This window comes from Exiguobacterium acetylicum DSM 20416, assembly GCF_000702605.1.
GTDB lineage: Bacteria > Bacillota > Bacilli > Exiguobacteriales > Exiguobacteriaceae > Exiguobacterium_A > Exiguobacterium_A acetylicum.
The window spans coordinates 1,750,434-1,773,662 of the sequence record NZ_JNIR01000001.1 but is presented as its reverse complement, the minus strand read 5'-3'; the positions used below and the strand labels follow the sequence as shown (position 1 = coordinate 1,773,662).

At 50.0% G+C, this 23,229-nt stretch carries 26 protein-coding genes, 1 pseudogene and 1 other annotated feature; of the genes and pseudogenes, 24 read left to right on the top strand and 3 right to left on the bottom strand.

Annotated elements, in window-relative coordinates; translation table 11 throughout:
• The first annotated feature begins 1 nt into the window (after position 1).
• The 19 genes from P401_RS0109600 to P401_RS0109510 all read left to right on the top strand — a co-directional run bounded on the left by P401_RS0109600 (position 2) and on the right by P401_RS0109510 (position 16,362).
• Positions 2–1,219 (top strand): type II secretion system F family protein, encoded by a 1,218-nt coding sequence (locus tag P401_RS0109600; RefSeq protein WP_029342265.1) that lies wholly within the window; start codon positions 2–4, stop codon positions 1,217–1,219.
• A 137-nt stretch (positions 1,220–1,356) separates the two neighbouring features.
• The gene (locus P401_RS0109595; protein ID WP_029342264.1) at positions 1,357–1,881 is read left to right on the top strand and encodes a type II secretion system protein; all 525 of its coding nucleotides are present in this window, start codon (positions 1,357–1,359) and stop codon (positions 1,879–1,881) included.
• A gap of 60 nt (positions 1,882–1,941) precedes the next feature.
• Positions 1,942–2,697 carry a prepilin peptidase gene (locus P401_RS0109590; RefSeq protein WP_029342263.1) on the top strand — a complete coding sequence of 252 codons (756 nt, stop codon included), beginning with the start codon at positions 1,942–1,944 and terminating at the stop codon, positions 2,695–2,697.
• 18 nt (positions 2,698–2,715) lie between these two features.
• On the top strand, positions 2,716–4,452 hold the full coding sequence (locus P401_RS0109585) for a type IV pilus biogenesis protein PilM (protein ID WP_029342262.1): 1,737 nt from the start codon (positions 2,716–2,718) through the stop codon (positions 4,450–4,452).
• Positions 4,449–5,180 (top strand): YfgM family protein, encoded by a 732-nt coding sequence (locus P401_RS0109580; RefSeq protein ID WP_029342261.1) that lies wholly within the window; start codon positions 4,449–4,451, stop codon positions 5,178–5,180. Before P401_RS0109585 ends, P401_RS0109580 begins: the two co-directional genes overlap by 4 nt.
• Before the next feature lie 107 nt (positions 5,181–5,287).
• Complete coding sequence (locus P401_RS0109575; protein WP_029342260.1) at positions 5,288–5,863, top strand: Maf family protein; 576 nt, start codon at positions 5,288–5,290, stop codon at positions 5,861–5,863.
• 46 nt (positions 5,864–5,909) lie between these two features.
• Positions 5,910–6,542 carry a RadC family protein gene (radC, locus tag P401_RS0109570; RefSeq protein ID WP_050677672.1) on the top strand — a complete coding sequence of 211 codons (633 nt, stop codon included), beginning with the start codon at positions 5,910–5,912 and terminating at the stop codon, positions 6,540–6,542.
• Positions 6,543–6,704: 162 nt separating this feature from the next.
• Positions 6,705–7,739 (top strand): rod shape-determining protein, encoded by a 1,035-nt coding sequence (locus P401_RS0109565; RefSeq protein ID WP_029342258.1) that lies wholly within the window; start codon positions 6,705–6,707, stop codon positions 7,737–7,739.
• A 14-nt stretch (positions 7,740–7,753) separates the two neighbouring features.
• Positions 7,754–8,638 carry a rod shape-determining protein MreC gene (gene mreC, locus P401_RS0109560; protein WP_029342257.1) on the top strand — a complete coding sequence of 295 codons (885 nt, stop codon included), beginning with the start codon at positions 7,754–7,756 and terminating at the stop codon, positions 8,636–8,638.
• Complete coding sequence (gene mreD / locus P401_RS0109555; protein WP_023468949.1) at positions 8,631–9,134, top strand: rod shape-determining protein MreD; 504 nt, start codon at positions 8,631–8,633, stop codon at positions 9,132–9,134. Before mreC ends, mreD begins: the two co-directional genes overlap by 8 nt.
• A 3-nt stretch (positions 9,135–9,137) precedes the next feature.
• The gene (locus P401_RS0109550) at positions 9,138–9,812 is read left to right on the top strand and encodes a septum site-determining protein MinC (protein WP_029342256.1); all 675 of its coding nucleotides are present in this window, start codon (positions 9,138–9,140) and stop codon (positions 9,810–9,812) included.
• 50 nt (positions 9,813–9,862) lie between these two features.
• Positions 9,863–10,666, top strand: a complete 804-nt coding sequence (gene minD / locus P401_RS0109545; RefSeq protein WP_029342255.1) for a septum site-determining protein MinD — start codon at positions 9,863–9,865, stop codon at positions 10,664–10,666.
• A 63-nt stretch (positions 10,667–10,729) separates the two neighbouring features.
• A complete protein-coding gene (locus P401_RS0109540; RefSeq protein WP_029342254.1) occupies positions 10,730–12,070 on the top strand; it encodes a ribonuclease E/G in 1,341 nt (446 codons plus the stop codon).
• Between the two features lie 74 nt (positions 12,071–12,144).
• Positions 12,145–12,214: a sequence feature (ribosomal protein L21 leader region), on the top strand.
• A gap of 15 nt (positions 12,215–12,229) precedes the next feature.
• Positions 12,230–12,538 carry a 50S ribosomal protein L21 gene (gene rplU / locus P401_RS0109535; RefSeq protein ID WP_012370978.1) on the top strand — a complete coding sequence of 103 codons (309 nt, stop codon included), beginning with the start codon at positions 12,230–12,232 and terminating at the stop codon, positions 12,536–12,538.
• Between the two features lie 3 nt (positions 12,539–12,541).
• Entirely contained in the window at positions 12,542–12,880 is a 339-nt protein-coding gene (locus tag P401_RS0109530) for a ribosomal-processing cysteine protease Prp (protein WP_023468945.1), read from the top strand.
• A 14-nt stretch (positions 12,881–12,894) separates the two neighbouring features.
• The gene (rpmA, locus tag P401_RS0109525; RefSeq protein WP_012370976.1) at positions 12,895–13,173 is read left to right on the top strand and encodes a 50S ribosomal protein L27; all 279 of its coding nucleotides are present in this window, start codon (positions 12,895–12,897) and stop codon (positions 13,171–13,173) included.
• 67 nt (positions 13,174–13,240) lie between these two features.
• Positions 13,241–13,723 carry a Spo0B domain-containing protein gene (locus P401_RS0109520; RefSeq protein WP_023468944.1) on the top strand — a complete coding sequence of 161 codons (483 nt, stop codon included), beginning with the start codon at positions 13,241–13,243 and terminating at the stop codon, positions 13,721–13,723.
• A 15-nt stretch (positions 13,724–13,738) separates the two neighbouring features.
• Positions 13,739–15,034: a GTPase ObgE gene (gene obgE, locus P401_RS0109515; protein WP_023468943.1), complete on the top strand. Its 1,296-nt coding sequence runs from the start codon at positions 13,739–13,741 to the stop codon at positions 15,032–15,034.
• 53 nt (positions 15,035–15,087) lie between these two features.
• Positions 15,088–16,362, top strand: coding sequence for a hemolysin family protein (locus tag P401_RS0109510; RefSeq protein WP_236627104.1), 1,275 nt, complete (start codon positions 15,088–15,090; stop codon positions 16,360–16,362).
• Positions 16,363–16,401: 39 nt separating this feature from the next.
• Here the strand turns inward: P401_RS0109510 and P401_RS0109505 are convergent, their stop codons facing one another.
• Genes P401_RS0109505 through P401_RS0109495 form a run of 3 tightly spaced genes read right to left on the bottom strand, consistent with a single transcriptional unit; the run spans position 16,402 to position 18,050 of the window.
• Positions 16,402–16,944, bottom strand: a complete 543-nt coding sequence (locus tag P401_RS0109505) for a transcription repressor NadR (protein ID WP_029342252.1) — start codon at positions 16,942–16,944, stop codon at positions 16,402–16,404.
• Between the two features lie 24 nt (positions 16,945–16,968).
• Entirely contained in the window at positions 16,969–17,244 is a 276-nt protein-coding gene (locus tag P401_RS18880) for an aminotransferase class V-fold PLP-dependent enzyme (protein ID WP_236627103.1), read from the bottom strand.
• The gene (locus tag P401_RS0109495) at positions 17,241–18,050 is read right to left on the bottom strand and encodes a cysteine desulfurase family protein (protein WP_236627102.1); all 810 of its coding nucleotides are present in this window, start codon (positions 18,048–18,050) and stop codon (positions 17,241–17,243) included. The genes P401_RS18880 and P401_RS0109495 overlap by 4 nt, the downstream gene beginning before the upstream one ends.
• Positions 18,051–18,148: 98 nt before the next feature.
• Between P401_RS0109495 and P401_RS17725 the strand changes: the two genes are divergently transcribed.
• The 5 genes and pseudogenes from P401_RS17725 to ruvB all read left to right on the top strand — a co-directional run bounded on the left by P401_RS17725 (position 18,149) and on the right by ruvB (position 23,227).
• Entirely contained in the window at positions 18,149–19,618 is a 1,470-nt protein-coding gene (locus P401_RS17725) for an L-aspartate oxidase (RefSeq protein ID WP_051656291.1), read from the top strand.
• Positions 19,542–20,384 carry a carboxylating nicotinate-nucleotide diphosphorylase gene (gene nadC, locus P401_RS0109485; protein WP_029342248.1) on the top strand — a complete coding sequence of 281 codons (843 nt, stop codon included), beginning with the start codon at positions 19,542–19,544 and terminating at the stop codon, positions 20,382–20,384. The genes P401_RS17725 and nadC overlap by 77 nt, the downstream gene beginning before the upstream one ends.
• Positions 20,374–21,470, top strand: a pseudogene (gene nadA / locus P401_RS17720) (quinolinate synthase NadA). The gene nadC and the pseudogene nadA overlap by 11 nt, the downstream one beginning before the upstream one ends.
• A gap of 163 nt (positions 21,471–21,633) precedes the next feature.
• The gene (gene ruvA, locus P401_RS0109475) at positions 21,634–22,227 is read left to right on the top strand and encodes a Holliday junction branch migration protein RuvA (protein WP_029342247.1); all 594 of its coding nucleotides are present in this window, start codon (positions 21,634–21,636) and stop codon (positions 22,225–22,227) included.
• Between the two features lie 4 nt (positions 22,228–22,231).
• Positions 22,232–23,227 (top strand): Holliday junction branch migration DNA helicase RuvB, encoded by a 996-nt coding sequence (gene ruvB, locus P401_RS0109470; protein WP_029342246.1) that lies wholly within the window; start codon positions 22,232–22,234, stop codon positions 23,225–23,227.
• Positions 23,228–23,229: the final 2 nt, after the last annotated feature.

Here is a 23,229-nt window from a genome sequence, read left to right as displayed (position 1 = left end):
CATGGCAGTATTCATTTATGAAGGTCGGACGATTGCCGGCAAACGAAAGAAAGGCAAGATTACAGCACTGACGAAACGAGAAGCTGCAGAACGGTTGCGGACGGATCAGATTGCTGTGACCTCGCTTGAAAAACAAGAATCGAAAGGCTTGAACACCGAGATTACGTTTCTCAGTGCCAAACCGAAAATCGAACATCTCGTCATGTATGCGCGGCAGTTCGCGACCCTCGTGCGGTCCGGTGTCTCAATCGTCAAGGCGACGGAAATTCTACGCAAGCAGACGGAGTCGAAACCACTTGAACGGGCACTCGTTGAGGTCGAGGACGATTTGCGAAGTGGGATCCAGTTTTCGCAAGCAATCGAAAAGCATCCACGTGTCTTTGATACGTTCTTCGTCAGTATGGCGATGGCGGGAGAGGCGAGTGGTAATCTCGAGGAAGCACTCGATAACATCGTCACTCAACTTGAAAAGCAGTACGAAATTAAACGGAAGGTCATCTCGGCGTTGATTTATCCTGCGGTCGTTTCACTCGTTGCCGTTGGAGTCGTCGTTTTCTTGATGATGAACGTCGTGCCGACCTTTGCATCGATCTTCGATCAGCTCGGTAGTGAACTACCATTGATCACGAAGCTCGTCGTCGCAGTATCCGACTTCTTCGTCGCTTATTGGTGGGTACTATTACTGATTGCCTTCGGATTGATTGGCTTACTGTATTTCAATTTAAAAAACGAACGGCAACGTTTATTCTTTGATCGATTCTTATTGATGGTTCCAGTCTTTGGTCCATTGATCCAAAAATCGCAAATTGCCTTGATGACGCGTGGACTATCAGTATTGTTGAACGCTTCGGTCCCGATCCTGGCATCGCTCGACATCACGGAACGGATCGTCACGAATCGGATCATCCGGAAGGGGATTGCGAGTGCCAATGAAGCGATGTCACGCGGAATTCCGATGCACGAGCCGCTTGAGAAAAACAAATATTTTCCACCGCTCGTCACGCAGATGATTGCGATTGGCGAAGAATCAGGGCGTCTTGATACGATGTTGACGGAAGTCGCAAACTTCTATGAGACAGAAGTCGAGACGACGACGGACCGATTAAAGTCGATTATTGAGCCGTTGCTGATTGTTGTCCTCGCTGCCATCGTTGGGGTCATCGTCATTGCCGTCGTCGTACCGATGTTTAAAATTTACTCGGATATCCAAGCAAGTTGACAATTGTAAAAACATTTACCTGTTGTGAAAAAAAGACATAATCTACAAAAAATATGGTGCTACTATAATAGTATTCGTCTGGATAGTATTACCTACTAGCCAAAAACAGTAAAAAAGTACTAGGGAGGCATAATGTAATGGTAGAACGTTTAAAAGAAATCTGGTTAGATGCAAAACAAATGCGTGATGAGCGCGGGTTGACGTTGATCGAGTTACTCGTCGTCGTCGTTATCTTAGGAATCATTGCAGCAATCGCTGTCGTCGCAATCGGTGGATTGATTGAGAACTCACGTAAGGATGCAGTTGTTTCGGATGCGAAGCAATTAGTAGCTGCAGCAAAACTTTATACATCTTCGAATCCTGTTCAGCCTGGTGAAACAGTAAAAGTTGGGGTTAATGACAATAACGACGCTATCGTGGCTAACGATGTTACTAAAGGTACTGCAGCAGCACCACGCACAGACTCTTTGAAAAAGTATATTGATGATATGAAGGATGCATTGAACTCTGATGCAGACTATAAAGATTCATATGTAGTTGTCACTGAGAAAAATGGTTCATACACATATGCAGTCACGTTAACTAGTAAATCAACAGATTATACTTATTTTAGTGCTTCAGCTCCTTCAGCATTAAAGCGCAGTGGAGTAAAAGAAAAGTAATAATTACCACCCCCTCCTCGGGGGTTTTTTTCTGAACTTTTTTGAAAGGGAGGTCGTGTCATGACGATCGTCTTCACGGTATATTTTTTCTTATTAGGCTTACTCATCACGTCGTTTACGAACGTCGTCGGTCTGCGCGTTCCGGTCGGGGAGTCGATCGTTCATCCGCGCTCTCATTGTCCGACGTGTGGACATGTCTTAGGACCGCTCGAACTGACGCCAGTACTCGGCTATGCACTGCTTGGCGGCAAATGCCGCTCTTGCGGACAACCGATCTCAATCAAGTATCCAGCGCTTGAATTACTCGGAGGAATCCTCTATGCCTATGCCTTCTGGCAGTTCGGCTGGTCGATGGAACTCGCATTGACGCTCGTCCTGACAAGCCTACTGTTCATCCTGACGATGTCGGACTTAGCCTACATGCTGATCCCGAATAAAATTTTGCTGATCTTTTTGCCGATTGCCTTGATTGTGCGCTACCTTTCTCCACTCGAAAACTGGTATAATCCAATTATTGGTGGAATCGTCGGGTTCGTTCTATTGTTTGTCATCTTTCTTGCTTCCCGGCGTGGTATGGGAGCAGGGGATGTCAAGCTGTTCGGACTGCTCGGAATCTTCCTTGGACCGCTTCACGTCGTCATTGCCTTGTTCGTCTCGGCATTCGTCGGTTCCGTTCTTGGTTTAACGTTACTTGGACTCGGACGCGTGAAACGGAAACAACCAATTCCCTTCGTCCCGTCGATTGCCGTCGGGACCTTACTGACATATTATTTTGCGGATGATTGGGTATCGTGGTACCTCGATTTACTGCTTTAAGAAAGGAAGAACGTACATATGGCGCAACGGCGTAAAGGTACATATATCTACTTTAATTTCACCGATGTCGCAATTTTCGGTGCAGTCGTCAAAAAAGGCGTCATCAAGCGCCAGGCAGTCGTCGCGCTGCCGCCGGGAACACTGCAAGGAGGCTGGTTGCAACCCGAAGCCTCGCTTGATTTCATCTTTGACGGGTTACTGACGAAGCTGAAAGTACCACGTGGCTCGCAAGCGGTGCTGGCACTCGATGGTTCACTCGTTCTCGCTCGGAAACTTGATATCCCGGAGACGATCGAGACGAATCAAATCCGCGGTTACTTATTCATGGAAATTGGACATAGTATCGTCTTGCCGTTTGAAGAACCGTATTTTGATTACACGGTTCTGGAAGAAGACGGCAAGCGAGAAATCATGCTCTATGCCGCGCCAAACGAGGCGCTGAAGCAATATACGCAACTGTTCAAACAAAAGCATTTACGACTGGTCGCAGCTGAACCTCAACCACTCGCGACCTATTTCGGGATCGAAGCCCATCATCCGGTCACGACAGAAGCCGATACATTATTGATCTGGAATGCGAATGCAACGAACCACCAGTTGATCATCATCGAAGATCACGTGCCGCGTCTGATTCGCTCCGTTGATACGTTTGCGGCTGACGCGTGGGATGTTAATGTCATCGATGATCAATTGCATTATCGTTACCGTTCGGATGATCCGACGGTTGAACTCGTCTTAGACGAGATGTTGCTCGAGTTCTCACGAGTGCTCGATTTCTATCGCTTTTCGCTCGCGCGCGAAGGACGGGAAATCACGAACGTCGTCCTTGCCGGCGACTTCCCGTTCCGAGATGAACTGGCGACGCGTTTCCGGTCGAACTTCGATTTAAACCTTGATGAGATTCCTGACATGATGACGATCGACGGACAGTCGATTCCACGAGCCTACTTACCGCTTGCTGGTCTTGCTTCACCGCGAAAAGACCGCATCAACTTGTTACCCGAAAACGATGAAGCACCGAAGTACCCACTCGTCGCTTCATTGATCCTCTTATTGTTCGGGGGACTCGCCGGTGGCTATCTCTACTGGCAAACCGATCAATTCGCGGATCGCGTCGAATCGACGAATGATCAAATCCAGATCGTTCGTCAGCTGCAGTCGGAATCGGATCAATCGGCGAAACAAGAAGTTGCACAACTTAAACAGACGGTCGAAGGACTTGAGACGACGCCTCGTCCTGCTGTACCAACACTTGAGCGGATTACCCGTTATCTCCCGGAACGCGGTTACATTCTTCAATTTGCGTACGGTGCAGATCATGCCGTGACGATGACGACCCAGTTCGAGACACTTGATGAACTGAACGATTTTTATCGCGAGTTACTGACGGATAAAGTCTTCTCAGGAACGAATCTTACGAGTGTGACGACACGGACGATGAATGAAAAGGCCGACGTCGTCACGACAACGACGGTTGATCCGACGACCGGACAAGAAGTCCCGACGACGGAAATTACACCGTCTGAAGATGCCAAATCAGAAGAACCCCGTTATATCGGACAATTCTCGTTAAACGTCAACCCGACGGAAGTCGTCAAAGGTGAGACGAACGAGGCTGATCCGGAAGTACCAAAAGAAGATCAGCCGTCTGAATCGGAAACGGATGGCTCGGCGGAAGCGACTCCTGAGACCGATACGACGGAGACGACTGATCCGAATGTAACGACTGAAATCGAGGAGGTGACGGACAATTGAAACGTTATAGTAGCTTCATCCTCCTCGGTCTAACGATCTTGATCGTCCTCGGTGCGGTTGGTTACTTCGGTTATACGACCTATACGACACACCAAACGTTGCAAGAAAAAGAAGCGACGCTGAAGCGGGAACAGATGGTACTCGAACAAGCGAAAGCGAACGAGCAGAAAGTCGACGTCGCTGAGTCGAGTTTTCTCCAACAAAAAGTCCCGGTGACGGCATCGAACGATGATGTCATCGATGCGATCAACGCATCGAGTCAGATTGCTGGTGTCAAAGTCCAGTCGATCACGTTTGGTCAGGCGACAGAGACAGCACCACAGTCACCGGTGACCTCAACACCTGCTGTTGACGGAGCGATGGCGACGGAGTCTGATCAGGCAGCTGCAGCTTCATCTGCAACGACGGGAACGACCACAGCGAATGCAACACCGCTTCCGGCATCACTAACAGTCGAAGCCCCGTCGTATGTTGAATTAATGGCATTCCTGAAGCAAATCGAGCGGACGGATCGAATCACGGTCTTACGCCAAATCCAGTTGTCGGGACCGGAAGAGCCGGGTCCAGGCAGTGGAACAGTCTTACTTGAGGATGAGATGCTCTCATTCACAGTCGAGATCGAGTCGTATTATCGTCCGGATTTGACGAAGTTGACGCCGGATAAACAAACGCCACTCGAGGAGAAGACACCGAAGTCGGATCCATTTGTCGATGTGACAGGAAATTAAGGTTCATTTGGCGGTTCCTACTCTGTTAGGGACCGCTTGTTTTTTGTTAGACTAAACGATGACTCGAATTATCCGATTCGAAATTAACGGGAAAGAACGTGATACTGATGATAACGCAACCACACTTGATTCTCGCGTCGGCTTCACCACGCCGGACGGAGCTCCTGCAACAAATCGGGATTCCTCATGAAGTCGTACCAGCGAATGTCGTCGAAGAAGCACCATACCCGATGTCACCGCATGAATACGTTCGCCATCTATCACAAAAGAAAGCGCGAGCGATTGTAACAGATGGTGTCATTCTGGCTGCCGATACGGTCGTCGCAATCGATGACATGATTCTTGAGAAGCCGGCGGATATTTCTGAAGCGCGGGCGATGCTTGCGCGTCTGTCAGGACGCGCTCATGAAGTCGTGACTGGCGTGACGATTCGCTTCGGAGAGAAGGAAGAGACGTTCGACGTGACGACGCACGTCCGTTTTGGTGCATTACCAGACGAGTGGATGGAAGGCTATATCGCGACGAACGAGCCCTATGATAAAGCGGGCGGCTATGGCATCCAAGCGATGGGTGGTCTGTTCGTCGAGGTAATCGAGGGTGACTATTATAATGTCGTCGGACTGCCGATCCATGAGATCACAAAACGTCTCGCGTCCTTTGAAATCAAGCCGATGTTTGCGTAATCCTGAAATAGAGAGGTCGGATGCTGTGATTGAATGGCCGAAGGATATGGTTCAGTTGAAAGGCTTGGCACAAGCGACGACAGTCGAGTTGCTGGCGTGTCTCGTCCGAAGTGGGACGCGCGACCGGACACCGCTTGAAATCGCGGAAGAATTACTGCACATCTATCCTTCATTGATCGAACTTGAGGCGGCTGGAGTCGGTGGACTCGAAAAAGCACCTGGGGTCGGGAAGGCGAAGGCACTACAAATCATGGCTGGACTGGAACTCGGTCGTCGGCTCGTCACGGAACCGAAGTGGGTACGACCGACGATCCGCTCACCGGAAGACGCGGCGGAACTGTTGTTAGAAGAGATGCGTCTCTATCAGCAGGAACACTTCATCTGCCTGTATTTGAATACGAAAAATGAGGTCGTCTCGAAAAAGACGTTATTCATTGGAGGATTGAACACGTCAATCGTCCACCCGCGAGACGTCTTCCGGGAAGCGATTCGCTGCTCGGCTGCGAACTTCATTGCCGTCCACAATCATCCGTCCGGTGACCCGACGCCAAGTCGCGAAGATATCGAGGTATCCGAGCGACTTGTTGAGGCGGGACGACTCATTGGAATCAGTTGTCTTGACCACATCATCATCGGGCATGGACAATTTATTAGTATGAAACAGCGCGGATTTATGTAAGAATAACGTCTGAAGGGAAAGGTTCGATTCTTTCCGTCAGACGTTTTTTTGTGTGTTTTCTAAGGCGAACTGTAAACAAGCTGTAACGTTTTAACGCTTTCCAATGAAGGCTTTTCCGTTATAATTAGTGAAGTGTATTCTCAGAGAGGGGTTTTTTGAATAATGTTTGGATCATTCAGCCGTGAAATCGGCATTGACTTAGGTACGGCTAACACGCTTGTGTATGTAAAGGGGCAGGGAATCGTCGTTCGTGAACCGTCCGTCGTCGCCTTCCGTACGGATACAGGGAAAATTGAAGCTGTCGGTAACGCAGCGAAAAACATGATCGGTCGTACGCCGGGTAACGTGACTGCACGACGCCCGATGAAAGACGGGGTTATCGCGGATTATGAAACAACCGCTACGATGATCAAATATTTCATGGATCAAGCTTCGAAGAAGAAAGGCTTGTTCTCTTCTAAGACGAACGTCATGATCTGTGTACCAAGTGGTATCACATCAGTTGAAAAACGTGCGGTCGAAGATGCAGCGAAACTCGCAGGTGCGCGTGAAGCGTACACGATCGAAGAACCATTCGCAGCAGCAATCGGAGCGGGTCTTCCGGTTTCAGAACCAACAGGCTCGATGGTCGTTGATATCGGTGGTGGTACGACAGAAGTTGCTGTCATCTCACTCGGTGGTATCGTTACGAGCCAATCGATCCGTGTCGGTGGTGATGAGATGGATGAGTCGATCATTCGTTACATCAAATCGAAATACAACTTGATGATCGGGGAGCGGACAGCTGAGACGTTGAAAATGACGATCGGTTACGCTCGCATCGATGAAGAGTCAGAAAACGAAACGATGGAAATCCGTGGACGTGATCTCGTCACAGGTCTTCCGAAACAGATTGAAGTCACAAGTGCTGAAATTTGTGACGCACTCTCGGATACAGTCGAAGCGATTCTTGCAGGTGTCAAACATACGCTTGAGCAGACGCCTCCTGAATTATCAGCAGACGTCATGGACCGTGGAATCGTCTTGACAGGCGGTGGGGCACTCTTGAAGAACCTCGACGCTGTCATCGAAGACGAAACACGCATTTTGACACTCGTTGCGGAAAACGCACTCGATTGTGTCGCAATCGGTACAGGAAAATCACTCGAGATGATGAATGTCCTTCGTTCGAAATCAGGCATCTCGCAAAAAAGATAAGGACGGGATGAGCGATGAAGCGATTTTTAAATAATCGAAAACTGCTCATCACACTCCTTAGTTTTCTCCTTTTGGTGATCTTAATCGGGATTTCGCTACAAGGGCGTAACCAATCCCACTGGTATCAAAGCTTCGTGCGGGATACCGTGGGCGTCGGTCAACGCCTTTTCGCGACACCGATTGGCTGGATTGATGATACGGTCACTTCGATTAAAGAAGTGCGTGACGTGTACAAAGAGAACGAACACTTGAAATCACGTTTAAGTGACTATGCCGGTAATGCCGTCAAAGTCCGTGATCTAGAACGTGAGAATAAAGAATTGAAAGATATGCTCGACCTGAACGGATCGATTCGCGACTATAAATTGTTACCAGCAGAGATGATCGGTCGGACATCGTCCGAATGGCAACGGTTCGTTACGATTAACATCGGCGAACAAAAAGGAGTCAAGCCGAACATGGCCGTCGTAACAGCAGATGGACTGATCGGTCGCGTCATCCAGGCGAGTGCGTATACATCCCTCGTGCAGTTGATGTCAGATACGAGTCGGACGAATAATGTCTCGGCAACGGCAGACGACACGAAAGGAAAAGGAGTCTTCGGTACAATCGAAGGCTTTGATGAGGAGACGAAATTACTCAAGTTCACGAAAATTCCGAATGACGCGAAGCTGAAAAAAGGGCAGACCGTCACGACGTCCGGTCTTGGTGGAAAGTATCCGAGCGGAATCGTCATCGGAAAAATCGAGGAAGTGAAATCCGATCAGTATGGGGCTTCGAAAATCGCATACGTCAAACCGGCAGCAGACTTCGAACAGTTCGGTCATGTCTTCGTGATTGAGCGCGAAGCGAAGGAACCTTTCGCTGAGACCGATAAGGGAGGGGACACTCGTGAATAACGTTAAGTTGTTTTTCGCCGTGTTCCTTCTTTTTATCTTAGAAGGAACGCTGTTCGCAGGACCACTCGGAGACGGTTCACCGTACGTCATCCATGCGACATTGATTGGTCTAATGTTCCTCGGTCGGTATGGAAAACTTGAACAGGCACTCGGATTCGGACTCGTCTTTGGATTGCTGTATGATTTCGTGTACTCGGATATCATCGGCATTTACTTATTTGCGTTATCCGCCATTCCGCTTTTTAGTAGCTTCGTGCTAAAATATGTAAAGGAGAACGTATTGACGATTCTTGTCACGTTCACGTTCAGTGCCATTTTGTATGAGCTCGATATATATTTCTTCACGGCTTCGGTCGTAGGTGTCGGAGTCTCCTTCCAGGAACTCGCGACACAGATCATTCCAAGGAGTCTGGTTGCCCAGCTGATCGGGATCATCATCCTGTATTATCCGATGACCCGACTCGTGCAGTCGACCCTTGACGAGAAAAGAGGATGAGTCATGATTGAGCGTAAACGTTATGTAACGATGAAAGGTCATCGTGGTGGCCTCGCCGTCTATGTGAATGAAAGGTGCAGTGTGGATGAATTTCTTGACGATCTAGAGTTGACGCTTGCGGACAAATCCGTCGAGAACGGACGCGCCGTACCGATTACCTTCTTCTTCGGTCGACGTTATGTCGATGAAGGAGTGTTGACGGCCGTCGAATCTATCGTCGCGCGACATGATTCCTTCTCTTTCAAAGGCTATGACAGTGAGTGCATCACGAAGGACGAGGCAAAAGCCTTGTACGGAGAGCGAACGTTTCATTACTTCGGTGGAACGGCACGCAGTGGGCACGTATTAGACGTCGAAGGTTCGATCGTCATCATCGGAGATATCAATCCAGGTGCGGTCGTCCATGCGACAGGAAGTATCTATTGTCTCGGTGCTTTACGTGGTACCGTTCATGCAGGAAAAGGTGGCAATGCGGAAGCCGTCATTGCGGCGAGTGTATTGCAGCCGAAGTGGGTCGCAGTCGCTGGCACCGTCCACGAAGAACCGGACGACGCACCGATTCCAGCTCTCGATATGGGTTGTGCATTTTTAGGCGAAGACGGGGTCGAATTCTCCCGCCTTCAAACCGTTCCGCTCGCGCGGATGGATCAGTTTGCGATTGATAGTGAAAGAGGGTGACGGATATGGAACAAGTGAAAGAACAGGTACATATGGAGGCGAAGACGAACATGGGACGCGCCATCGTCGTCACATCCGGTAAAGGTGGCGTCGGAAAGACAACGACGACTGCAAACATCGGAACAGCACTTGCATTGATGGGACATTCCGTTTGCCTCGTTGATACGGATATCGGGTTACGTAATCTGGATATCGTGCTTGGTCTCGATAACCGGAGTATCTATAACATCGTTGACGTCGTGACAGGGCAATGTAAGTTGCACCAAGCACTCGTCCGCGATAAACGTTTTGAAGAGATGTATCTGTTGCCTGCTGCTCAATCAAAGGATAAGTCCTCCGTCACACCCGAACAGGTGAAGGCAATCATCGATACACTGAAACTCGAATACGACTTCGTCTTGATCGATTGCCCTGCAGGAATCGAGCAAGGCTTCATGAATGCAATCGCTGGAGCCGATGAAGCCGTCGTCGTGACGACACCGGAAAAAGCAGCCGTTCAGGATGCGGACCGGATCATCGGGATGCTCGAACGCTCAGAACGTAACATCGTTCCGAAACTCGTCATCAACCGTGTGCGTTCACACATGATGGCATCAGGTGACATGCTCGACATCGATGAGATCATGCGTATCCTTTCGATCGATTTGCTTGGTCTGATCATCGATGATGAAGAAGTCATCGCTGCTTCACACCGCGGTGTACCTGTGACGATGAATCCGGATAACCGGGCTGGACTCGGCTACCGGAACATTGCCCGCCGGATTCTCGGAGAATCTGTACCACTGCTTGATTTAAATGAACAACCACAAAAAGGATTCTTCGTTAAATTGAAGAAGATGCTTGGGATGAAATAAGAATGGGAAATTAGACTAGGACGACATCGTCGCGCCTAGTCTAATTTTTTTGGAGGGATCAGTATGCGATGGATTAGTGAACAGACCGCTTCACTCGAACGATTGGCATTGGTCGAAGGCGGTCGATTGATTGAATACCATGAACGGATGCGCGACGAAATTCGCGTCGGTACATTCGTGTATGCGAAAGTTGACCGATTGCATCCGACGCTCGGAGCAGCCTTTTTGATCGCGACCGACGGCACGCCGCTTTACTTACCGCTGAATGAAACGGTGGAAGCACTGCGTCGCTATCCGGACGTACCGACGATCGGGCAAGCGGTCCAGGTCGGACAGACGTTACTTGTCCAAGTCGTCAAGGAAGGAGTCGCACCGAAGCAACACAAAGTGACGCAGAACATCACCTATGGTGGACGTTATCTCGTCTATTTCCCATACGGTCGACGTATCCGTTTCAGTCGAAAGCTAGATCTCGTCGTCCAGCGTCAACTGGCGGAGCAACTGACGACGACGGAAGAAGAGGGGATTCTCTACCGGACAGAGGCAGCAAAAGCATCAATTGACGAATTGAAGCAAGAGCTTCAGTCATTACGGACACGACATCAAGAACTCATGCAGGCACCGCGTCTTGAACAAGACGAGGCACTGATCGTTCAGGAAGCAAAACGACTTCCCCATGTCACCGATGCGCTCGTCATGACGCGTCAGGAAAAGGAACGCCTGGAATTGCTTGGTCTGTCCGTCGAACGGTCGCTACGAAAAGGACGCTTACCTGAGATGGAAGCGATCGATGGCGCAATCGAGAAGGCGATGCAACGAGTCGTCTGGCTTGACGGGGGAGCGTATCTCTTGATTGAAGAGGTCGAGACGATGACTGTCATCGACGTCAACAGTGGGAAGACGATCTCCGTCAAGGAACAAAAGCGGACGTTTGATCAAATCAATGAAGCGGCTGCCGTCGAAGTCATGCGCCAATTACGGTTGCGCAACATTAGCGGTATGATTGCGATCGATTTTTTACGTGGCTCTAGTAAAGGTCAGACACGGGTGACCCAACTCCTCAAAGAACGAGCGGCGCTCGAGACGAAACAAATCGAAGTCTATGGCTTTACGAAGATGGGCTTATGCGAACTGACACGACAACGTCACGGGAAATCGCTACAGGAACGCTCACAGGAATCCGGGCAGTGGACGCGATTGAGTGTCTATCGCTTGATTGAACCGAAGTTACTTGAGATTGCGACCTATGCGGAAGCGGTCGTGATTCGCGCACCACGGCATCTGTTGCAAGACGAATTCATCTCTCGTCAACCGCTCGAAGTCCATGTGCTCGAAGGCGATCCAGCGGTCCTGTTCACGGGGGCGTCACAGGACTGTCTCGATTTCATCAAGCGATCGGAATAATCCTTCAGAACAGCATTGACAAGGTGGAAGAACGTTTGGTATTCTGAATAACGTTAGTTCGTTTGGAAGCACCCAAATGACTACAACCGCACAGATCGGGTTTTAAAGCATCCGCTGCCCGTGATGGCGAGTCTGAGTTCCTAAGAGGAGGTGCACGTAATGTACGCAATTATCAAAACTGGTGGTAAACAAGTCAAAGTTGAAGCTGGCCAAGAAATCTACGTTGAGAAATTAAACGCAGACGTCGACAGCACAGTTGAATTTGGTGAAGTATTGATCCTTGGTGGTGACGATGTTAAAGTCGGCGCTCCACTCGTAGAAGGTGCGAAGGTCGTAGCAACGGTCATCAAACACGCTCGCGCGAAAAAGATCACTGTCTTCAAAATGAAAGCGAAAAAGAACTACCGTCGTAAGCAAGGTCACCGTCAACCTTACACGAAGGTCCGCATCGAGAAAATCGAAGCGTAAGCCATGATACGTGTCAAGATTCGACGAGATGAAGCGGAACTCGTCCGCTCCATCGAAGTGACAGGACATGCCGAGTTCGCAGAACCAGGTCTCGACCTTGTCTGTGCCGGCGTCTCGTCGGTGATCTTCGGGGCATACAATGCCATAGAAGCATTACTCGGGCAGGTCCTGCTCCTTGAAATGGCAGAACAACAAGAGGGTGGCTACTTTTATGTAGAACCGTACGCTGACTTAGCACCGGATGTCAGTGAGCGCACCCAATTGTTACTGGAAGCGACTTTGGTCCAACTTGGTACCATCGCTGAAAGTTACGGTGAGTTTATCCAACTTGAACAAGTATAGGAGGTGGATTCCACATGTTGAAACTTAATCTTCAGTTCTTCGCATCGAAAAAAGGGGTAGGTTCGACAAAGAACGGTCGTGACTCGCAATCGAAACGCCTTGGGGCGAAACGTGCAGACGGTCAAACTGTTTCTGCTGGTTCAATCCTCTACCGTCAACGCGGTACGAAGATTCACCCAGGTATGAACGTCGGACGTGGTGGCGATGATACACTTTTCGCAACTGCAACTGGTGTCGTTCGTTTCGAACGTCTCGGACGCGACAAGAAACAAGTCAGCGTTTACCCAGCATAAGGATCGACGAAGCAGACTCTAGCCACTTTCGAGGGTTAGGGTCTGTTTTTTTAGGAGGGAACGACCGATGGAGGAACAGCAGGTACTTGATCTTTTGAAGACTCTTCGTCACGAGTGGTTGAACCGGATACAACTCGTCCGTTCGTATGGCGCGATCGGAGACGAACAAGCAGTCGAGTCGATCTGTTCGGCGTACCGGGAGCAAGCATCTCGGGAAGGACGTTTAGCGCGAATCGGATTGCCGAAAACCGCACTGGCGTTACTGCAAGCTGAATGGTCAGGCAAAACTGTGACGTATGATGTCATCGGAGCACCCCACATGGAAGATGAGCGGCTGAAGCAACTCGTCGAAGCAGCCATCGCCATGATTGATGTAGGAGTAGGAGAAGTATCCGTGACCTTCCACGAGGGCGTGACCATCGAGATCTATCGGGATCTACTAGATATGTCGCGCCTTGAGGATCTAGTGACGCCGATGGAAATCGAGTCGCAGACGGAAAATGAGTGTGTGATTGAGATTGAAAGTCTTCCGTTTGAGGAAGAGAAGTAAGAGGAGGGATCCGACATGTTTGTCGATCAGGTAAATATTTATGTAAAAGCAGGTGACGGAGGACGTGGGCAAGTAGCGTTCCGTCGCGAGAAATACGTTCCGGACGGCGGTCCTGCCGGCGGTGACGGTGGTCACGGGGCTCACGTCGTCCTTGAAGTCGACGAAGGGCTTCGGACATTGATGGACTTCCGTTACAAACGTCACTTTAAAGCAGTTCAAGGTGAAAACGGTATGTCAAAAGGCATGCACGGTCGTAAAGCCGAGCATTTAATCGTCAAGGTCCCACCGGGTACGGTCGTCTATGATGACGATACGAATGCAGTCATCGCTGACCTCGTCCATCACGGGCAACAAGCGATCGTCGCAAAAGGTGGACGTGGCGGACGTGGGAATACACGTTTTGCAACACCTGCCAACCCAGCACCTGAGCACGCTGAAAACGGTGAGCCAGGAGAAGAGAAGTACTTGAAACTTGAGCTGAAGATGCTAGCAGACGTTGGTCTCGTTGGTTTCCCGAGTGTCGGAAAATCAACGATGTTATCAGTCGTTTCAGCAGCACGTCCGAAAATCGGCGCGTATCACTTCACGACGATCACACCGAACATCGGTGTCGTCGAAACGGAAGATAGCCGTAGCTTCGTCATGGCTGACTTGCCAGGATTGATTGAAGGCGCAAGTGAAGGTGTCGGACTCGGTCACCAGTTCCTACGCCACGTCGAGCGGACGAAAGTCATCGTCCACGTCATCGACATGAGTGGGATGGAAGGCCGCGATCCAATCGAAGACTACAACATCATCAATAAAGAACTTGCAGACTATAACCTGCGCTTAACAGAGCGTCCGCAAGTCGTCGTCGCGAACAAGATGGACATGCCGGATGCGGCAGAACATCTTGAAGCCTTCAAGGAAGCTTTCCCAGAGCTTGAAGTATTCGAGATTTCAGCAGCAACACGTCAAGGATTACGCGATCTGTTATTCCGAATCGCGGACCTCGTCGATGCAACACCAGAATTTGGTCTTGAGGAACTCGAAGAGAAAACAGCGACACCACGTGTCGTCTACGGTTACGAAGCACCTGAAGCCGGCTTTACGATTTCGAAAGATGAAGACGATTGCTTCGTCATCAAAGGACCACGGATCGAAAAACTCTTCACGATGACAAACTTCATGCGTGAAGAATCGATTAAACGTTTCGCTCGGACACTGCGTCAAATGGGTGTCGACGAAGAGTTACGTCGTCTTGGTGCGATCGACGGCGATGTCGTTCGTATCCGTGATTTCGAGTTCGAATTCGTCGAGTCATCCTTCTAAGCGGTTCATTCCATTAGGAAACGGAGTGTGAAAGCATCGTGGACCCATTGCCCATGATTTCATTCGTTTGGTTAATTCCGATTCTCGTCTTATCCGCATTCTTTTCCTCAGCCGAGACGGCACTCGCGAGTGTCAATCGGTTGCGATTGTTGCATCAGTCGGAAGCAGGGGACGCGCGTGCGTCCCGTGTATTTCGTTTACTTCAACGCTATGAAGAGACACTGACGTCGATTTTGATTGGGAATACGATCGTCAACGTCGCTTTTATCTTATTTGGTGGCTGGTGGATCATCCAGTTCGTCGAGACGATCGCGACACAAACCATTGCCTTTCTTGCGCTGTTTTTCCTGTTGCTGTTGTTCGGGGAATTGATACCGAAGTCGTATGCCCGTGAACATACGGAACGTTACGTGTTGTTGATCGGACATCCACTGCGCTTCTTCTTACTGTGCTTTCGACCACTTGTCTTCCTGTTACTCCGCTTACGCCAGTTAGCGCTAAGGTTGATTGGAGCAGATCCAAAAGGACCGCTCGTGACTGAACAGGAACTCAAAGCACTCGTTGATATCAGTCAAGAAGAGGGGATCATGGGGCTTGCAGAGGCTGAACTCGTTCATCAAGCGGTTGATTTTCAACATGCGACGGTCGAGGATGCGTTGACGCCTCGCATGGACATTCAAGCGATCGATATTGATGCGCGGCTTGAAGATATCCTTGCAGAGGTCCAGAAGGGTGGCTATTCTCGTCTACCGGTCTATAAGGATTCGATTGATCACGTCATCGGTGTATTATCGGAGCGGGACTTTCTGCGTGCGTATGTGAAGAACGGCTCTGTCGATATCCGAGAATGGATTCGACCGGTATCGTTCGTCGTACCACAGACACGATTGATGGATTTATTACCGGAACTCAAAGTCAAGCAGTCCCATATGGCAGTCGTCCTTGATGAATTCGGAGGGACGGCAGGTCTGATCACCCTTGAGGATATTTTAGAAGAAATCGTCGGGGAGATTTGGGATGAACACGATGAATCATTGGAATATACGAAACGGATTGGTCCAGAGCAATACGAATGTCTAGCAGAGTATGACATTGAAGACTTCTGTCAGCAATTTCAATTGACGATGCCAGACACCGATGCCCAGTCACTCGGGGGATGGATCATGGAGGAGAGCGGACAATTGCCGGACGTTGGAACGGCGATGCGTTATGAACGTGTCACGTTGACGGTCTTGCATATCGAAAACCGACGCGTCCGCAAAGTCTTAGCAGCGTTTGATCCGCCATCTACGATGCCGGAGACACGACTTGAACCGATTGAACGATAAAAAACCGCTTATTCCTTGGGAATAGGCGGTTTTTATTGTTCAGACATCGAGCTCCGAAACGAGAATTCCGAGACGATCGAGTTTTGCGATAGCTGCTTCTAGTGCTTCTTCATGATCCGCTTCCAGCGTATGAATATGGACTCCGTCCGTCAAGCTCGACAGCGGAGTGGCTTGGGTCTCCTTTAGCTGTTCTAGCAATACGCGGACATCTCGGCGGCTTTTTAGCATCAATTCTCCAGTGATGAAGCCGTAGACGGGATGTTCGATGATGACATCGCGGACGACGACCCCTTCGTCAACGATGGCGTCACACTCATCCTTTAACTGATCGATGCCGTGACGGCAAACGATCTTTCGGCGTAATTTTGAGCCGTCGACTTCCGGATCATTGATCAAATAGCCACGAGCTGTCGCGATGACAGGATATCCTTTTGCCTTTAACAATGATAAATCCTGCACGATCACTTGGCGACTGACACCTGCTTGTTTCGCCAGTGCCGTTCCTGTGACAGGTTGCTCACTTTCCTCAATCATACGAAGTAATGATTTCCGGCGTTCTTCTCCGGAGATGCGTTTCCCCATCCTGTCTCCTACCTTTCTCCAGTGTCATGAAATTGTGTTCAACACATCAATGCACTGTTCGATTTCTTCGTTCGTCGTGTGTCTTCCAAAACTGAGTCGAATCAACCCATGAGCCGCCGATTCGTCATAGCCGATGGCACGTAATGTCGCATTCGGACCATTTTCTCCAGCCCGACAGGCACTACCAGCAGAAACCGCGATTCCAGCACGATTCAAGGCGAGCAACGCGTATTGACCGTCCCGTTGTTTCGTATGGATGGCACAGATGGAAGCCAGTTGCGTCGGAGACTCGATGATCACGTAACGAGACGAAGACAATGTTTTTTTAGCATACCACGAAATCGACGGCTTGAATCCTGGATTCCTGGATTTTCTAGTCGCGTGGCTTCACAGGCAGCGATGAAGGCTGCAATTCCCGGAACATCGACTGTACCAGGACGGATCCCGAATTCGTGATGACCTTCGTAGTAAGGACTGAAGAGTGATCGTCGCAGATACAGGGCGCCCAACCCTTTAGGTCCATAGACCTTGTGACTACTCATCGTGTACGCATCAAAGGCGTCAATATGGATGTCGTCTTTTAAGAATCCTTGGACCCCGTCGCAATGAAATAGAATCCCGCGCGATTGACAGTAAGCTGCAATTCGTTCGACGGGAAAGCGAAAACCCGTATCCGAATTGACGTGTTGAATCGAGACGACACCAATATCGTCCGTACAAGTCGCGACGAATTGTTCCCAATCGAACGTTCCGTCCGGTAATAAAGACAGGTGCCGTGTTTCTTGTGCCCAGCGTGCAAGCGGAAGCAAGACCGAATCGTGTTCACATCGAAGTGTCAAGACAACTGATTTGTTACTCTGTCGCATCAAGTGTGTCAAAGCGATGTAATTCGCTTCTGATCCGCTCCCTGTAAAGATAACGGTTCCTTCTTGTTGAGCCAATTGTTGCATCAGATAGTGACGGGCTCGTTCGAGTAAACGTTCAGCATCCCCACCGATGTCGTGAAGAGAAGAACTGTTGCCGTAGAACGACTGAGCGGCTTGTTGATAATGATCGAGTGCTTGTGGATGCAGCGGAGTCGTCGCTGCGTAATCGAGATAGATCATGAAAAAATCCTGTCCTTTCGTCTTGTCACTCAGCTAAAAGTATGCCAAACTTATTGTCAAGTCAATAGTAAACATTTAGATATAGAGGTGTAAATCATATGTCTTTACATAAAAGGCTTGAGACGGATGTGTTGATCATTGGAACAGGGCTTGCCGCGATTTCAGTCGCCCTGCATCTTCCTTCAGGAATGAACGCATTACTTGTCTCGAAAGGTACGCGGTTTGAGACAAATTCAGTCCGAGCACAAGGTGGGATTGCTTCCGCTTATGCAGAAATCGATCATCGTGGTCACTTTGAAGATACGTGCCAAGCAGCAAAAGGGCGTATCAATCGGTCCGTCGTCGATTACGTCACCCGATCGGGAACCGAGGCGATGGAATTCTTATTACGACAAGGCGTTTTATTCGATCAGTCCGAGGGAGAGTTTTTACTCGGTCGTGAAGGAGCACATCGTTTGCCGCGGATTTATCACTGTGGCGGGGACGAGACTGGTAAACGGATCATGGAGACGTTGATGCCGCAAGTACCATTTCCGATTCTTGAGCAGACGCATATCACAGAGTTGATTCAAGTCAATGGACAGGTAGTAGGTGCAGTCGGATATAGCGAGGGAGAGCCGATCGAGATTGTGGCGCGCGCAACGATTCTCGCGACCGGTGGAGTGGGTGGATTATTCGCAGCGTCGACGAATGACCCTTTGATTCAAGGGGACGGGATTGCACTCGCCTTTGAAGCGGGGGCGACGATTCGTGATCTCGGTTATATCCAGCATCATCCGACGGTACTCGTTCATGCAGGTCGTTCGGAAGGTTTAATCACGGAAGCATTACGAGGTGCAGGAGCGACGCTTGTAACGAAAAATGGCGACCGGATCATGGCGGATCATCCGATGCAAGATTTAGCGGCGCGAGATGAAGTCGCAAAACGAATCCATGAGGTGCGAAAACGTGAACCGGTCTATCTCGATACGTCGAACGTCGTCGACCGAACGAAACGGTTTCCAACGTTTGTAGAAAAATGTGAAAAACTGAACATAAATCCGGATCTCGTTGAAATTGCACCAGGCATTCATTTCTTAATGGGTGGGATCGAGACGGACCTTTTAGGGCGGACGCAGGTCGAAGGACTATACGCGGTCGGCGAGACAGCATCGATTGGACTACACGGTCGAAATCGTCTGGCGTCGAACTCGCTCCTTGAATGTGTCGTCATGGGAAAAGCGGTAGCAGAACAGCTCAAGCTGTTACCGGAACGTTCAGTCAAACAAATAAAACGACGTCCGGGAACACTTCGTTCCGTAACAGACCGTCTATCGCAGGTCATTGGTGTCGAAATGGATGTTAGGCAGATACAAGAAAGTCTGGATGCATTAAAAGACTGGACATTAGACGAATCCGGACAGGAAGCGGAAGAAAATCGATTACGTCACGTAACGGCATGTTTGTTGCTTGAAGGAGCACGGAGTCGATTGACAGGAGAGGATGAGAGCGTTGAACAAGTGGCAGTTACGGCAACAACTGGAGGCATTTTTAATCGAGGATATCGGACAGTGGGACATCACGAGTGAAGGATGTCTGACGGGACAAGAACGCGGGACCGGTCGTTTTTTAGCAAAGGAAGACGGAGTTTTTTGCGGAGCAGACATCATTCGGGAGATGGCGCATCTGTTACAAGTCGACGTGACGATTCATGTAGCGGAAGGGGCGGTCGTCACGCGAGGCACACTCCTTGCCGAGTGGTCTGGTTCGTTACAGGATATTTTAAGTGGAGAACGGGTCGCCTTGAACTTGGTGCAACGTTTATCCGGGATTGCGACGAAGACACGTCAAGCCGTTGAAATGGCAGCAGGACGAATCCGAATCACGGATACACGAAAGACGACCCCTGGATTACGAATGCTCGAAAAACATGCCGTTCGCGTCGGGGGTGGTTATAGTCATCGCGGACGTCTCGATGACGCCGTCATGATCAAGGACAACCACATCACAGTAGCGGGATCGATTACGGAAGCGGTGACGCGAGCAAAACGTGTCGCGGGTCATACGACACCAATTGAAGTCGAAGTCGAGACGGAAGCGGAAGTGCTGGAGGCAGTGGCTGCAAGAGTCGATATCATCATGCTCGATAACCGGACACCAGCAGAAATCAAACAGCTCCGGCAATTGATTCCACCGCACATCACGGTCGAACTATCCGGTGGGATTACGCTAGACACGTTATCAGACTTTGCAGATAGCGGAGCAGACGTCATCTCACTCGGGGCACTCACCCATTCAGCAACAGCACTTGATATCAGCATGAAAATCGAAGGAGGAAAAAAAGATGTCATTTGATTTATTACGTCATGAGGGAATTCCGGCGTCGTACTTACAACAATCAGAAGCAGACTTAATCGCGATCATCGAAGGGGTCAAAGCACGGATGGGCAGTCGCTTGTTCTTACCTGCCCACCACTATCAAAAGGATGAAGTCGTCCAGTTCGCGGATGCGACGGGAGATTCGCTCCAGCTCGCGCAAGTCGCGAAGCAGATGACAGAAGCGGAATTTACAGTCTTTTGTGGTGTCCACTTCATGGCAGAGACGGCAGACATGCTGACGGATGCGTCACATACGGTCGTTTTGCCTGACATGCGTGCTGGTTGTTCGATGGCGGATATGGCGAACGATACGCAAACGGAGCGGGCCTTTACGATCTTGACGGAACGGTTCGGGGAGTCGATTTTACCGTTGACGTATGTCAATTCGACAGCAGCAATCAAAGCGTTCGTTGGTCGTCACGGGGGGCGACAGTGACGTCATCAAACGCTGTCCAGATGGTCAAGTGGGCGCTTGCTGAACGCGACATCTTATTCTTCCTGCCCGATCAACACCTCGGTCGCAATACGGCGCACGCACTCGGAATTCCGTTAGAACAGATGGCGATTTGGGATCCGATCAAGGACGAACTCGTTTTTGACGGGGAAGACCAGGACGTCCGCGTCATCTTATGGAAAGGACATTGTTCGGTCCACGAGAAATTCACGATCGGTCAGATTGAACAGTTCCGCAAGACGGATCCGGAGCGAAAGATTCTCGTCCATCCGGAATGTTCGCACGAAGTCGTAGCAGCGTCTGATCTCAACGGATCAACGGCGTACATCATTCAACAAATCGAACAGGCTGCTCCTGGAACAAAGTGGGCGATCGGAACAGAGATGAACCTCGTCAATCGACTTGCGACGACTCATCCGGAACTTGATATCGTGTCGCTCAATCCATTCATGTGTCCGTGTCTGACGATGAACCGGATCGACTTACCGCACTTGGCGTGGGCGCTCGAACAAGTCGAAGCCGGTGACCCGGTCAACATCATCACGGTAGACGCAGAGACGACGCGGCATGCCGTGTTGGCGCTCGAACGGATGCTTGAGCGTTCATAAAATAAAGGGTGAGAGCGTGGTCGTGCGAACGATCACGCTTTTTTGTATTCGCATTGAGAGAGCGAACATATGTATTGATTTTTGCTGAAGAACGCTTTGAAGCCAAACGAAGATGTATGCTACAATAACACGAGAGTTTGTTTAAGGATGGGAGCGTTCCACATTGATAGAATTCGTACGCGGCGAAGTCGCTTATGTCTGTGCGGAATTCGTGACGGTAGAAGTTGGCGGGATTGGCTACAAAATCGTAGCACCGAACCCGTTTTTTTATCGGACCGGAGACGAACAGATCATCGTATATACGTATCATTATGTCCGTGAGGACCAAGAAGTCTTATTTGGATTCCGTTCCCGTCGTGAGCGTGCCTTGTTCACGAAGTTGCTCGGTGTAACTGGGATTGGACCAAAAGGAGCGCTTGCGATCGTCGCATCAGGGAATGTCGATGCGCTCGTTGAAGCGATTGAACAAGAGAAAGAAAGTTATCTCGTCAAATTCCCAGGTGTCGGCAAGAAAACAGCGAAGCAAATGACGCTCGACCTAAAAGGAAAGTTAGCTGAGCTCGCACCGGATTACGTACCGAGCGAAGGCTTGTTCGCGCAAGGCAATACTGAGCTGAATGAAGCTTGTGAAGCCTTAACGGCGCTTGGTTACAGTGACCGAGAAGTCGAGAAAGTCAAAAAAGCGTTGCAGGCAGAAGTCCTGTCGACGGATCAATATGTCAAACGGGCACTCCAGTTGTTATTGAATGTGAGGTGAGGACATGGAAGAGCGCATTTTGTCAGAATCCGCCCATGCGGAAGATCAAGAAGAGTGGAGTCTGCGTCCTCAAACGCTCGAGCAATATATCGGGCAGGAGAAAGCAAAAGGAAATTTAAGTGTCTTCATCGAGGCGGCAAAAATTCGTCAGGAAACACTCGATCACGTTCTTCTCTACGGTCCTCCGGGGCTCGGGAAGACGACGCTTGCAACGATCATCGCGAACGAGATGGGAGTCGGCATCAAGACGACAGCCGGTCCTGCGATCGAACGACCGGGTGATTTGGCAGCAATCCTATCATCACTGGAACCGGGTGATGTCCTGTTCATCGACGAGATTCATCGATTGAGTCGATCGATCGAAGAGATCCTTTATCCGGCGATGGAGGATTATTGTCTCGATATCGTCATCGGCCAAGGTGAACTTGCCCGCAGTGTTCGGATTGACTTGCCACCGTTTACGCTCGTCGGTGCAACGACACGTGCGGGGATGTTATCAGCACCGCTACGTGATCGTTTTGGCGTGACGCTGAAGCTTGAATATTATACGATGTCAGAGTTGTCTGCCATCGTGACCCGGACGTCACGATTGTTCGGATTCGAAGCGGATCGTCTGGCAGCAGAAGCCATCGCGCTCCGTTCACGCGGAACACCACGTGTCGCGAACCGGTTATTACGGCGTGTCCGTGATTTTGCTCAAGTCGCCCATCAAACCGAGATCGATGCCACGCTTGCGACAAGTGCGCTTGATCGCTTGCATGTCGATGCGCTCGGACTCGACGATGTCGACCATCGTTTACTACGATCGCTTGCAGAACGGTTTGCCGGTGGTCCGGTCGGACTCGAGACGATCGCAGCGACGATCGGAGAAGATGCGCAGACGATCGAGGATGTGTATGAACCATATCTACTGCAACAAGGATTTTTACAACGTACCCCGCGCGGACGTGTCTTAACACCGTTCGCCCGCCAACATTTAGGACTGAAAGAAGGAAATTGAAC